General features: G+C 67.7%; 15 protein-coding genes and 1 riboswitch. Of the genes, 1 reads left to right on the forward strand and 14 read right to left on the reverse strand.

What is annotated here, in order from left to right:
* Positions 1-57: 57 nt before the first annotated feature.
* On the reverse strand, positions 58-510 hold the full coding sequence (hisI, locus tag QRN53_RS08265) for a phosphoribosyl-AMP cyclohydrolase (RefSeq protein WP_285243534.1): 453 nt from the start codon (positions 508-510) through the stop codon (positions 58-60).
* A 111-nt stretch (positions 511-621) separates the two neighbouring features.
* On the opposite strand from hisI, the gene QRN53_RS08270 reads away from it, so the two are divergent.
* Positions 622-1,266: a TIGR03085 family metal-binding protein gene (locus tag QRN53_RS08270; protein ID WP_285243606.1), complete on the forward strand. Its 645-nt coding sequence runs from the start codon at positions 622-624 to the stop codon at positions 1,264-1,266.
* 51 nt (positions 1,267-1,317) lie between these two features.
* Here QRN53_RS08270 and hisF read toward each other — a convergent pair whose 3' ends face one another.
* The 13 genes from hisF to QRN53_RS08335 form a co-directional block, all read right to left on the reverse strand.
* The gene (gene hisF / locus QRN53_RS08275; RefSeq protein ID WP_285243535.1) at positions 1,318-2,094 is read right to left on the reverse strand and encodes an imidazole glycerol phosphate synthase subunit HisF; all 777 of its coding nucleotides are present in this window, start codon (positions 2,092-2,094) and stop codon (positions 1,318-1,320) included.
* 63 nt (positions 2,095-2,157) lie between these two features.
* Positions 2,158-3,018: an ATP phosphoribosyltransferase gene (gene hisG, locus QRN53_RS08280; RefSeq protein ID WP_285243536.1), complete on the reverse strand. Its 861-nt coding sequence runs from the start codon at positions 3,016-3,018 to the stop codon at positions 2,158-2,160.
* An 84-nt stretch (positions 3,019-3,102) separates the two neighbouring features.
* Entirely contained in the window at positions 3,103-3,366 is a 264-nt protein-coding gene (locus QRN53_RS08285; protein ID WP_009358176.1) for a phosphoribosyl-ATP diphosphatase, read from the reverse strand.
* A 106-nt stretch (positions 3,367-3,472) separates the two neighbouring features.
* Positions 3,473-3,958 carry a 6,7-dimethyl-8-ribityllumazine synthase gene (gene ribH / locus QRN53_RS08290; protein ID WP_285243537.1) on the reverse strand — a complete coding sequence of 162 codons (486 nt, stop codon included), beginning with the start codon at positions 3,956-3,958 and terminating at the stop codon, positions 3,473-3,475.
* A gap of 18 nt (positions 3,959-3,976) precedes the next feature.
* The gene (gene ribA, locus QRN53_RS08295) at positions 3,977-4,711 is read right to left on the reverse strand and encodes a GTP cyclohydrolase II (RefSeq protein WP_285243538.1); all 735 of its coding nucleotides are present in this window, start codon (positions 4,709-4,711) and stop codon (positions 3,977-3,979) included.
* Positions 4,708-5,466 (reverse strand): 3,4-dihydroxy-2-butanone-4-phosphate synthase, encoded by a 759-nt coding sequence (ribB, locus tag QRN53_RS08300; protein ID WP_502934833.1) that lies wholly within the window; start codon positions 5,464-5,466, stop codon positions 4,708-4,710. Before ribB ends, ribA begins: the two co-directional genes overlap by 4 nt.
* A complete protein-coding gene (locus tag QRN53_RS08305) occupies positions 5,463-6,125 on the reverse strand; it encodes a riboflavin synthase (protein ID WP_285243539.1) in 663 nt (220 codons plus the stop codon). The genes ribB and QRN53_RS08305 overlap by 4 nt, the downstream gene beginning before the upstream one ends.
* A complete protein-coding gene (ribD, locus tag QRN53_RS08310) occupies positions 6,125-7,264 on the reverse strand; it encodes a bifunctional diaminohydroxyphosphoribosylaminopyrimidine deaminase/5-amino-6-(5-phosphoribosylamino)uracil reductase RibD (RefSeq protein ID WP_285243540.1) in 1,140 nt (379 codons plus the stop codon). The genes QRN53_RS08305 and ribD overlap by 1 nt, the downstream gene beginning before the upstream one ends.
* 168 nt (positions 7,265-7,432) lie before the next feature.
* Positions 7,433-7,580: riboswitch (FMN riboswitch) on the reverse strand.
* Positions 7,581-7,619: 39 nt separating this feature from the next.
* Positions 7,620-8,297: a ribulose-phosphate 3-epimerase gene (gene rpe / locus QRN53_RS08315; protein ID WP_285243541.1), complete on the reverse strand. Its 678-nt coding sequence runs from the start codon at positions 8,295-8,297 to the stop codon at positions 7,620-7,622.
* Between the two features lie 67 nt (positions 8,298-8,364).
* A complete protein-coding gene (locus QRN53_RS08320) occupies positions 8,365-9,993 on the reverse strand; it encodes an RsmB/NOP family class I SAM-dependent RNA methyltransferase (protein ID WP_285243542.1) in 1,629 nt (542 codons plus the stop codon).
* Entirely contained in the window at positions 9,990-10,910 is a 921-nt protein-coding gene (fmt, locus tag QRN53_RS08325) for a methionyl-tRNA formyltransferase (protein WP_285243543.1), read from the reverse strand. The genes QRN53_RS08320 and fmt overlap by 4 nt, the downstream gene beginning before the upstream one ends.
* The gene (gene def / locus QRN53_RS08330) at positions 10,907-11,497 is read right to left on the reverse strand and encodes a peptide deformylase (RefSeq protein WP_285243544.1); all 591 of its coding nucleotides are present in this window, start codon (positions 11,495-11,497) and stop codon (positions 10,907-10,909) included. The genes fmt and def overlap by 4 nt, the downstream gene beginning before the upstream one ends.
* 78 nt (positions 11,498-11,575) lie before the next feature.
* Positions 11,576-12,436 carry a cytochrome gene (locus QRN53_RS08335; RefSeq protein WP_285243545.1) on the reverse strand — a complete coding sequence of 287 codons (861 nt, stop codon included), beginning with the start codon at positions 12,434-12,436 and terminating at the stop codon, positions 11,576-11,578.
* Positions 12,437-12,502 lie beyond the last annotated feature (66 nt).

The following is a 12,502-nucleotide window of genomic DNA, read 5'->3' on the forward strand; positions in this document are numbered from 1 at the left end:
GCTTGCTGGGGGTTGGCCGCGGCCGGATGGGACGCCGGGCCCGGCAACCGGTCCGGCCTAGCTTGCCTGGCCCGTGACGACGGTGAGGCCCCTGCCGTCGAAGCAGGTGCGGGTGCCGGTGTGGCAGGCGGCGCCGACCTGGTCGACGCGCACCAGCAGTGCGTCGCCGTCGCAGTCCATGGCAACTGATTTGACCCACTGGACGTGCCCGGAGGTGTCGCCCTTGCGCCAATACTCCTGGCGTGACCGCGAGTAGAACGTCACGCGTCCGGTGGTCATGGTCCGGTGCAGTGCCTCGTCATCCATCCAACCGAGCATCAGGACCTCGTTGGTGTCGAACTGCTGGACCACTGCTGCCACCAGGCCGGCGGCGTCGCGCTTGAGGGCGGCTGCCACCTCGGCGGGAAGCGGGCCCGCGGCGGGGGTTGCCGGGGCAGATTCAGCGGACGACGACGGTACCTGGGATTCGTCGGATCCGGCGGTTTGGGCGGGGGTTGGCTGCTCAGACATCGGGTCAAGTCTAGTGCCTTTGGCGGCCACACTCCCGATGTGAACAACGGCACGCCACCGGGCGGTGCGATGCTGCCCAACTTCGCGGCTCTCGTGCTAGTTTCACAAGTGATGCATTTCGTCGAACCGTCCCGAGAAGTCCTGGCCGAGACCCTGCTTGCGGCCGGCCCTGATGCGCCCACGCTATGCAAGGGCTGGCGCACCAGGGACCTTGCCGCGCACCTCTACTTGCGGGAGCGGAAGGCCGCTGTGGGGCTAGGTTTGATCATCAAGAGCCTGGCCAAGGCCTCCGACCAGGCCACCGCCAAACTTGCGGCAAAGCTGACCACCACCGAGGACTACGCCCGGCTGGTCAACACGTTCCGGGCCGGGCCTCCTGCGCTTTCGCCGATGAGCATCAAGGCCCTGGACGAAAGCGCCAACCTGATCGAATACTTCGTGCACACCGAGGATGTCCGCCGCGCAGTGGACCGGTGGGCGCCACGGGCCCTGGACGAGGCGTACTCGGATGCGCTTTGGGACGAACTGGTCAAGCGTGCCGCGATCTTGTACCGCGGCGTGGACCTTGGCATCGTGCTGGTCCGTCCGTCCGGTCCCCGCCACGTCGCCAAGCGGGCGCCTGTATCGGTGGCGATCGTCGGTGAGCCGGGCGAACTGCTGATGCACGCCCATGGCCGCACCCGCCATGCCCTGGTCACCTTCGAAGGCCAGCCCGACGCCGTCGCCCTCCTCCAGTCAGCCGAAGTAGGCCTTTAAAGGTAAAGCCAGGTCACTCACAGTGACCTGGCTTTGCTTTTGGCCATGCGACTACCTGACTTCGAAGCCTGCCGCCCGGATGGCGTCCTTGACCTGGGACATCATGTCATCCGGGCCCCAGTGGAAGATTGATGCTGCCAGCACGGCATCCGCGCCGGCAGCGACGGCCGGCGGGAAATGCGCTGGTTCCCCTGCCCCGCCGGAGGCGATGATCGGAACCCTGACGGCGGCCCGGACCAGCTTGATGAGTTCGAGGTCGAAGCCGTCCTTGGTGCCGTCGGCGTCGATGGAGTTGAGCAGGATCTCCCCCACTCCCCGGTCAGCCGCTTCCTTCGCCCACGCGATGGCGTCTATGCCCGTGCCGGTGCGGCCGCCGTGGGTGGTCACTTCAAACCCCGACGCCGTGGGCTGGGAGCCCGGGCGGGTGCGGCGGGCATCCACGGACAAAACAAGCACCTGGGACCCGAAGTGCCGGGTGATCTCGTCGATGACGTCCGGCCGCGCCACAGCTGCGGTGTTGATGGAGGCCTTGTCAGCACCGTAACGCAGGAGCTTGTCCACCTCGGCCACGCCCCGGACGCCGCCGCCGACGGTGAGTGGGATGAACACTTCCTCGGCGGTGCGGCGGACCACGTCGAAGGTGGTCTCGCGGTTCCCGGAGGAGGCCGTGACATCGAGGAAGGTGAGTTCGTCGGCGCCCGCTTTGTCGTACCGGTGGGCCAGTTCCACGGGGTCACCGGCGTCGCGGAGGCCCTCGAAGTTGACGCCCTTGACGACGCGCCCGGCATCGACGTCGAGGCAGGGAATGACACGTACTGCTACTGCCATGGGAACTCCTGGAATTCTGCGGTCTGGTGAACGGGGCCTGGACCGTGCGCTGCGCCGGAGGCGTCAGATACGGCAGGCGTGGATGCTGCTGACCAGGATGGCGCGGGCGCCGAGGTCGTACAGTTCATCCATGATCCGGTTGGTTTCCTTCTTGGGAACCATGGACCGGACGGCCACCCAGTCGGAGTCCCGGAGCGGCGAAACCGTGGGCGATTCGAGGCCGGGGGTCAGGCCGGCGGCCTTCTCCACGAGTTCCTTGCGGATGTCGTAGTCCATCAGGACGTACTGGCGGGCCACAAGGACGCCCTGGAGGCGCCGGATGAGCACCTCGATTTCCTTGGCCGTGCCGTTGGCGGCGCCGCCGTTGCCGGTGCGGCGGATCAGGACGGCCTCGGACTTCAGGATGGGGTCGCCGAAGATTTCCATGCCGGCGGCCTTGAGGGTGTTGCCGGTTTCGACGACGTCGGCGATGGCGTCAGCGACGCCTAGCCGGACGGAGGACTCGACGGCGCCGTCGAGCCGGACCACCTTGGCGTTGATGCCGCGTTCAGCGAGGTAGTTGCGCAGCAGTCCGTCGTAGCTGGTGGCCAGGCGCTTGCCCTCGAGCTCGGCGGCTGAGCTGAAATCGCCCACGGGACCGGCAAACCGGAAGGTGGAGGCGGCGAATCCAAGTGGCAGCAGCTCTTCGGCTTCCACTTCGGCGTCCAGCAGCAGGTCGCGGCCGGTGATGCCGACGTCGAGCGTTCCTTGGCCCACGTAGACCGCAATATCGCGGGGGCGGAGGAAGAAGAACTCGATGTCGTTGTCCGGGTCCACCATGACCAGTTCGCGGCTGTCGCGGCGCTGGCGGTATCCGGCTTCGGAGAGCATGGCGGAGGCGGCTTCGGACAGGGAGCCCTTGTTGGGGACGGCTACTCGCAGCATGGGGAATTCTTTCTGGGGTGGAAGGTCTGGGTTTTCAGGCAATGCAGGCCACAGCGGGCCCGGCGGCAGGCGCCGGACCGGTGGCTACAGATGCTTGTAGACGTCTTCCAGGGTCAGGCCTTTGGCGAGCATCAGAACCTGCAGGTGGTACAAAAGCTGGGAAATTTCCTCAGCCGCGGCTTCATCGGATTCATATTCGGCAGCCATCCATACTTCGGCTGCTTCCTCAACGACTTTCTTGCCGATGCCGTGAACACCGGACTCCAATTCTGCGACGGTACGGGAGCCTTCCGGACGGGTGGCTGCCTTCTCGCTGAGCTCAGCGAACAGCGTCTCGAAATTCTTCACGCCCTCCAGCCTACTTGCTGCGGCCGCACGGGCGCTTCCCGGGCCGTTCCATGACGGGCGCGATGTGAGCGAATACACACCGCGCCCGTCACGCCGGGTACCCGTACTACGCGTACTGCTTCAGGACCAAGGCCGTGGCCAGGGCGGCGGTGACGGCTTCGTGGCCCTTGTCTTCCTTGGAGCCGGGCAGTCCGGCGCGGTCCAGGCCCTGCTGTTCGTTGTCGCAGGTGAGCACGCCGAAGCCCACCGGCACGCCGGTGGCGACGCTGACGTCGGTAAGGCCCGACGTCGCGGCCTGGCAGACGTAGTCGAAGTGCGGCGTGCCGCCGCGGATCACGACGCCGAGGGCCACCACGGCGTCAAAGTGCGGTGCCAGGCGTGCGGCGGCTACGGGAAGCTCAAAGCTGCCGGGAACCCGCAGGACAGTGGGCTCGGCGATGCCGGCGTCCTTGGCTGCCCGGAGCGCGCCGTCCAGGAGGCCGTCCATGATCTGGGTGTGCCAGCTGGCTGCGATGATTGCCAGCTTCAGCTGTGAGGTCTCAGCAGGGTTGAGGGTGCTGAGGTCGATGTCGGGGGCGCCGTGTCCGCTCATGGGTGTGTTGTGTTCCGTTCAGTCTTGTTCGTGGTCGTAAAGGGATTCGGGGGCTGTGACGGGCACGGAGGCCACATCGGTGTCCAGGAGGAGCCGGTGCTCCATCCGGTCCTTCTTGGTGCGCAGGTACCGGATGTTCTGCTCGCGGGAGGGAACCTCCGTGGGGACCATTTCCACCACTTTGACGCCCGCCTGGGCCAGCCTGTTCTGCTTGTCCGGGTTGTTGCTCAGCAGCCGGACCTCGTGCAGGCCCATTTCAGCGAGGATCTGCGCCGCGGCCTTGTAGCACCGCGCGTCAACCGGCAGGCCCAACTGTTCGTTGGCTTCCACGGTATCGAAGCCCGCTTCCTGCAGCGCGTACGCCTTGATCTTGTTGGCAAGGCCGATGCCGCGGCCTTCCTGGCCGCGCAGGTAGAGCAGCGTGCCGCCGTTGTCCCGGATCAGTTCCAGCGCGAACGCGAGCTGCTCCCCGCAGTCGCACCGATAGGATCCGAAGACGTCTCCGGTGAGGCACTCCGAGTGCAGCCGCACCAGGGGGGCCTTGCCGTCGGTGGGGGCGTTGGGCGAGCTGACGGCGAGGTGTTCCACTCCGGTGAGGAGGTCGGTCCATGCCTGGGCCACGAAGTCGCCGAAGGCGGTGGGCAGTTGCACAACGGGACCTCCGCTGACGGGATAGGTCCCGGCTCCGGGTACCGGGTGGTGGTCCCTGTGGCCGTCCTCGTGGCTGTCGTCTCTGGCTGCCGATGCCGTCATGGCTTCTCCTTCTCTACGCCCGGCGTTACCCGGACCTCCTCGCGCTGGGTTCCCCCGGCCCCGGCCCCGGCTTCAAGATACGCCACCAGGTCCTCGATCGAGATCAGCGGACACCCGTGGTCCGCCGCGAACGTCCTGAGACCGTCCAGGCGCATCATTTCACCGTCGTCGTACACTACTTCCGCGATCACCCCGACCGGCTCCAGGCCGGCAAGGCGGCACAGGTCCACCGCGGCCTCGGTGTGGCCCTGGCGTTCCCGCACACCACCCTCAACCGCACGGAGCGGGAAAATATGCCCCGGACGGGTCACGGAGGCCGGGACGGCGTGCGGGTCCGCCAGGATGCGGGCCGTCAGCGCACGGTCCGTCGCGGAAATGCCGGTGCTCACACCGGTGGCGGCATCACAGGACACCGTGTAGGCGGTGCCCTTCGCATCCTGGTTGACCGCCGTCATCGGAGGCAGCTCCAGCTGATCGGCACGGGCGCCTGTCAGCGGCACGCAGATCACGCCCGAGCTGTAGCGGATGGTCCAGCCCATCAGCGCCGGCGTGGCGTGCTGGGCCGCGAAAATGATGTCGCCTTCGTTCTCGCGGTCTTCATTGTCCACCACCAGCACCGGACGGCCGGCGGCCATGGCGCGCACGGCGTCCTCGATCGGGTCCAGGGCTTTCCCCGGCGCCGGGGCCTGGGCCACGGGCCGGCCGGCCGCCGGGTTTCCTTCGACGGCGGTGTCCAGGCGCACTGCGGCGTTCACCGTGCGTCTCCTGCGATGGCGGTTTCGCCGGCCCCGGCTGCAGCGCCCGGTTCCCGGAAGGCCAGCAGCCGTTCGGTGTACTTGGCCAGCACATCGACCTCGAGGTTCACCCGGCTGCCGGTGTGCTTGGTGCCCAGCCCGGTCTCCGCCAGCGTGGTGGGAATGAGGCCCACCTCAAACCAGGGTTCCTGCTCGGCCGCCGGGCTGACGGCAGTCACGGTGAGGGAGACGCCGTCGATGGCGATGGAGCCTTTTTCTGCGATGTAGCGGGCCAGGTTGGCGGGCACCCCGAAGCGCAGCCGCTCCCAGTTGCCCTGGGGCTCGCGTTCCAGCAGCACCCCTACGCCGTCCACGTGGCCTTGCACCACATGCCCGTCCAGGCGGCCGCCGGCGGGGACGCAGCGTTCCAGGTTGACGGAGTCGCCCGCGGCGAGTTCGCCGATGGTGCTCCTGACCAGGGTCTCTCCCATGACGTCGACGCTGAAGTCCTTGCCGTCAATGGCGGTGGCCGTGAGGCAGACCCCGTTGACGGCGATCGAACCGCCAAGTGCCAGGCCCTCCGTGGACCCGGGTGCGTGCAGCCGGACGGTGGCGCTGGTGTCTCCGTCGCGTTCCACTGACAGCACCTGCCCCTGCTCGGCAATAATTCCGGTGAACATCAGCGGCCTCCCTGGGCTTGCTCCGCGGTACCGCGGGTTGGTTGGTGGTCCAGTGCAACTCTGCGTTGCGGTCTTAGGTGAAGTCTCAGGTCCCGGCCGAGCGTCCGTACGGCGCCACCGTCGGAAGCATCCCATTCCCATTGCTGGGCGTCGGCGAGGGTGGTGATGCCCAGCCCGTCCAGGGCCGGGGTGCCGGATCCCAGGAGGGTGGGGGCGAGGTACATGATCAGTTCGTCCACCAGCCCGGCCGAGAGGAACGTGCTGAGGATCCGTGATCCGCCTTCGACCATGATGTGCCGGGCGCCTGCGTCGTACAGCATGGACAGGGCTTCGTCGGGGTCGCGCGTGGGCAGGTGGGTGGCCAGGCCGTCGTCGCCGCGGATTGCGGCGTCGCAGGGAATGTCCCGGAGCCCCATGACGGCCCGCACGGGCTGTTTGGCGGCGAGGCCGCCTGAGGGATTCCTGGCAGTCAGGCGGGGGTTGTCCACCAGCACGGTCTGCGTGCCCACCAGGATGGCATCGATGCGGCCGCGGATGCCGTGGTTGTCGGCCAGCGATTCCGGGCTGGAGATCCACTGGCTGGTGCCGTCTTCCGCGGCGATCCGGGCGTCCAGGGTTTGCGCGATGTGCAGCGTGACGAAGGGACGTTTGGCCGCGACGGCTTCAAACCATTGGCGGTTCAGGTCCAGCGCTTCCTCGGCGCCAAGGCCGCTGCGGACACTTACCCCGGCGTTGCGGAGGGTGGCCGCTCCCCCGGCGGCGGGGTCGTGCGGGTCATCGATGGCGTAGACCACGTCGGTGATCCCAGCGGCGATGATCGCTTCCGTGCACGGCCCGGTGCGGCCCACATGGTTGCAGGGTTCGAGCGTGATCACCATGGTGCAGCCGGAGAGGTCAAGGCCGACGGCGGCTGCCTGGGCTATGGCGTCGGCTTCGGCGTGGGCGGTGCCGGCGCCGCGGTGGTGGCCGGTGACCAGGTGGCGGCCATCGGGGCCGATCACGACGGCACCCACGAGGGGGTTGGCGCCCCGCGGACCCTGCAGGGCTGCCTCGAGCGCTTCCTCCATGGCCCGGATTTCATCGGCGCTGAAGGCAGTGACCACCCCTGCGGCGGGTTTCAGTTCAACTGCGCCGCTCATGCGGCGGCCGTCGGGGAGTTGGTGCCTGCCGTGGAAGCAGCAGGACTTGCGGCGTTTAAGAGCCATCGCTGGGGGTTCATTCGTGTCGTTCCTTCCCTCTCGAACCGCGATGGCTCCGGGGGTACGACAGCAGAACGCTGCGGAGCCCAAAGGCCCGCAGATACAGCTGTACGTGCTTCTCTCATCCAGACTTTAACTGTCGGTACCGGAATTCCACCGGTTCAACCGTCTGCCGGGTCCTCGTGAAAGGGCACCGGCTCGCGGGTCGCGGACTGTCACCGCCGGTTCGGACTTACACCGACCCCGGAGCACGTATGTGTTTTGTTATTGTGCCACAACCGGCAGGGGCCGCCGGTTATTCCGTCGCCGCACGTAATGTCCGGCTTCCCTTTGCACGGAGCAGCTCGATGGCTGCTGCAGGATCGTCCGCACCGTAGACCGCGGAGCCGGCTACGAAGACGTTGGCGCCTGCCTCGGCGGCACGGGCGATGGTCTCCTCCGAGATGCCGCCGTCCACCTGAATGGCAACTCCCAGCCCCGACCCGTCCACTGCTTCGCGCGCCCTGCGGATTTTGGGCAGCGTGATGTCCAGGAATGCCTGGCCGCCGAAGCCCGGCTCCACAGTCATGATGAGGAGCATGTCAAGTTCCGGCAGCATGTCCAGGTAAGGTTCAACCGCCGTGGCGGGCCGCAGCGCCATCCCGGCCTTGGCTCCCCTGCTGCGCAGTTCCCGTGCGAGCTTGATCGGTGCGATGGATGCCTCGGCGTGGAAGGTGACTGATGCGAGCCCGGCGTCGGCGAACCCGGGTGCCCAGCGGTCGGCGTCGGCAATCATCAGGTGCGCATCCAGCGGAACGGGGCTGACTGCCTGGATCCGCTGCACGACGGGCAGCCCGAGGGTGAGGTTGGGGACGAAGTGGTTGTCCATCACGTCCACGTGCACGGCGTCGGCATTGCTGATCCGCTGGAGTTCGGCCTCAAGGTTGACGAAGTCGGCGGAGAGGATGCTCGGGTTGATGCAGCATTGCGCCACGGAAGTGCCTTTCGCTGAAGGTGCTTGGTGTGTTTGGAACGTTCCTGCCCGGGCAGGAACGTCCCGATCAGGATTTCTTCTTGATGATGGCCAGGAACATGGCGTCGGTGTGGTGGATGTGGGGCCAGAGCTGGGCCGTCAGGTCGTGTCCGGCGCCGAGGTTGCCGGTCAGGCTGACGGCATCCAGGGCGGCGCCCGCGTCAAGGAGCTCAAGGTCGTCGCGTTTCCTGATGGCGTCGGCCACGACTGCAGTGGTTTCGGCCGGATGCGGCGAGCAGGTCACATAAGCCACTACTCCCCCGGGACGCACCGCGGCCAGCGCGGATGCCAGCAGCTCCCGTTGCAGAGGGCCCAGGTCTGCGATGTCCTTGGGCGACCTCCGCCACCGGGACTCCGGACGGCGGCGCAGCGCCCCCAGGCCCGTACAGGGAACATCCACCAGGACTCGGTCGAAGCTGCCGGGCTGCTCCGTTCCGACATCACGGCCGTCGCCAGTGCGCACCTGCCAGCTGTCGTGCGGCACGGCGGCCAGGGCCTGGCCCACGAGCTTTGCCCGGTGCGGAGCCGGTTCGTTCGCCAGGAGCGTGGCCCCGCGCTGGTGGGCAAGGGCCCCCAGCAGTGCCGCTTTCCCGCCGGGCCCCGCGCACAGATCCAGCCACGCCTCGGGGGTGGAATCTGCCGACGCGGTTGGCCCGGCACTCTCCGCTGCCGTCGCGCCGAGGTCGACGGCGGCAAGCGCCCTTGCCACCAATTGGGAACCGACGTCCTGCACGCGGGTGGTTCCGGCGCGGACGGAGGACAAGCGGCCCAGGTCCCCGCCGCTGGACAGCGCGGATCCCTCCACCAGTTCACCGGGGGTGGCACCCGTTTCCAAGGCTTCATCCAGGCTCCCAAGCCCTGGCAGGGCCACCAGGTTGACCACGGGGGCGGCGTTGTCAGATTCCAGCAGCGTGTTGATCTCGGAGGCGGGGCGGCCATGGGCCACCAGGGATTGCCGCATGGCCCGGACAATCCACTCGGGGTGGGCGTATCGCAGCGACGCAATCTTCGTTTCGTCGGTCTCGCCTGCAACCAGCTGGTCCAGCCATTCATCAAGGGTGCGGGCCGCGACCTTGCGCAGGACGGCGTTGATCAGTGCCGAGGGGCCTGCACCGATGACGGCGCGGGCGAGCCCAACAGTCTGGTCCAGCGCCGCATGGGCCGGGACCCGCATGGCCAGCAACTGGTGGACACCGAGGCGGAGGGCGTCCAGGACGGCCGGATCAAGCTGGTCAAGCGGCCTGTCCACGCACCTGGCCAGGATGGCGTCGTAGGTGCCTTGGCCGCGCAGGGCACCGTAGCTCAATTCGGTGGCGAAGCCGGCGTCCCGTTTGTCGAGGTGGTGATGCCGGATCCGTGCAGGCAGCACCAGGTTGGCGTAGGCATCTTCCTGGGCCACGGCGCGCAGCACCTCGAAGGCCACCAGCCGGGCGGGGTCGGCGCGCCTGGTGCGCTGGGACGGTGCCTGCTCTGTGAAGCTCCGTTGCGGCCCGCGGTTGCGTTCCCGCCCTTTGGCGTCCCGCCGGCTGGCACCGGCGGGACCGCCGTTGCCCCGTCCGCCGCCGGGCCCACCGCTGCCGCCCTGGCCATTCCGCCCGGCGTTGCCCCGCCCTCCGGACCTGCCCTGGCCGCCCGGGTTTGCTCCGGAACCGCTCATTCGAACACCACGCCCTCCACTGAAGCCATACCGCGCGCCCAGTCGGCGGCGGCCATCATTTTCTTGCCGGCGGGTTGGATCCGGGTGAGTTCCACCGCGTGCGAACCCGTTCCGACCAGCACGGCTTTGCCGTTCAGTTCCATGGTTCCCGGGGCCAGGCCGGTAACATCCGGCCGCAGCCGGACGGGCTCGAGTTTGATCCGCTGCCCGTCCAGCATGGTCCAGGCCCCGGGCTCGGGGGTGACGCCGCGCGCCTGCCGGCTGATGGCAAGCGCCGGGTGGGCCCAGGTGAGGCGCCCGTCGTCCAGGGTCAGCTTCGGCGCCACGGTGACGTCGCCCGCCTGCGGCTGCGGCGCCGCTTTTCCGGCGTCGATGGCCGACAACGTCTGCGCGAGCAGGACTGCTCCGCTGTGTGAAAGCCGCTCGAGCAGGTCGCCTGCGGTGTCGTGGGGGCCCACGGGCTCGGTCAGGGTGCCGAAGACGGGACCGGTATCGAGTCCTTCTTCAAGCTGGAACGTCACGGCGCCGGTGACGTCGTCTCCGGCCATGATGGATCGCTGGACCGGGGCCGCGCCGCGCCAGGCCGGAAGCAGGGAGAAGTGCAGGTTGACCCAGCCGTGGCGGGGTATGGCCAGCGCGGCGGGCGGGACCAAGCCGCCGTAAGCAACGATCGCGGCCACGTCCGGCGCGGCGGCCGTGATGCGTGCGGTGGTGTCGGCTTCGACCTTGGCCGCGTGAATGATGTCGATCCCGAGTTCGGCGGCGCGGCGGGCAACCGGGGAGGGCGTCAGCACGCGATTCCGGCCCAGTGGCGCGTCGGGACGGGTCAGGACCGCGACGACCTCGAAGCCGGCGTTGACCAGGGCGTCGAGTGATGGAACGGCGACGGCCGGGGTACCGGCAAAAAGTACCCTCATTCTGCGGCGCCAAAGCTGCCGGGGGCGCCAAAACTTGTACCGCCGAAGCTGGACCCGACGCTCTTGGCACGCTTGGCCGTGGTGCGTTCGGCGACGGCGTCGTAGTTGGCATTGCGGATGGAGCGCAGAGCTGCCTTCCGGTCGTCGCCCTCGAGCCGGTCGGTGTAGAGGATGCCGTCGAGGTGGTCGTTTTCGTGCTGGAAGCACCGTGCCAGCAGCCCCTCGCCGTCGACCGTCACCGGGTTGCCGTGCATGTCGACGCCGGTGACCCGGGTGGCGCGGAAGCGGCGCACCGGGAAGCCAAGTCCCGGAATGGAGAGGCAACCCTCCACATGGTCCGGCTGGTAGTCCGCGCTGTTCTCCAGCACCGGGTTGATGATGTGGCCTTCGACGCCGTCAATACGGTACGTGAAGACACGTTTGCTGACGCCGACCTGCGGCGCGGCCAGGCCGGCGCCTTCCACGTCCTCCATGGTTTCGGTCATGTCGGCGACCAGTTTGGCAAGCTCGGGTCCGAATTCCGTCACGGGATCAGCCACCGTGCGGAGCACAGGATCGCCGATGATGCGGATATTCAGGATAGCCATGCGCAGTTATTCCTCACGGTTGGCGGAAAAAGGGAACCTGTCCAGTTTAGGTGCTGTCCCCTGCGGTGCCGCTCCGCCTTACGCCGTGCGGGCCTGTGCCAGCGGCGGCGGCGCGATGGGCAGCAGTGCCGTGCCGGCGCTGAGGGTGTCCGCGGACAGTTCCCACACCCGGCGCAGGGCGCAAAACTTCCACCAGTGATGCTTGAGGACCTCCGGATTCGCACGGACGGGACGTACCTCGGTTTCTCCAATGGCGACTGCCAGCAGGACCGGGTTGTCGCCGTATTTCCAGGGCTCCCAGGTTCCGGCTTCGGGATCCACCAGGCTTTCTTCCGCCTTCATTCCGGCGACCAGCTGCATGACCACCTTGTCATCGAGCGGTTTGACCAGCCCGTCGCGAGTGGTGCCCTTGGTTTTGTAGTCGATCAGGCAGACGCGGCCGTTGATGCGGGCTACGAGGTCGAGGGTTCCGGCGTAGCCCACGGACTGGTTCCAGACAGTGATTTCCGGGGCAATGGGCTCCACCCGGAACAGCTCCCACCACTCATCGAAGCGGACCGCGAAGGCTTCTTCACCATTGGCTGCCAGGGCCTCCCGGGCTTCCTTCATGGTGTCCGGGCGCCCCAGCGCCCGGAGCGCCACCTGCTCGCAGTAGTTATGGACCCGGTCCCCGCGGCGCGCGGCGTCGTCCCGGTAGGTTTCGGCAGCCTTGGCCGCACGGTTGATGGCCTGCTTGATCTTCGCCGGGCTGCCCAGGCTGTCTGAGAGGAGGGGATCCTTGGCGAGGCTGCTCGCACCCATGTAGCCGAACCAGCCGTCGAGGCCATGCGGCTGTTGGCTGATGACGGTGGTGATGGACGGCACGGAGAACTGTTCAGACGTGGACCGTGCGTACATCCGGCCGTATTCAGTGGCGTGGGCAAGAAGCGGATCAGTCATACAAAAGACTCTTTCACAGGGGGCTGACAAAATCTCCGGACGCTGGATCCGAACACAAAAAAGGTC

The organism is Pseudarthrobacter sp. fls2-241-R2A-127 (assembly GCF_030209355.1).
GTDB lineage: Bacteria > Actinomycetota > Actinomycetes > Actinomycetales > Micrococcaceae > Arthrobacter.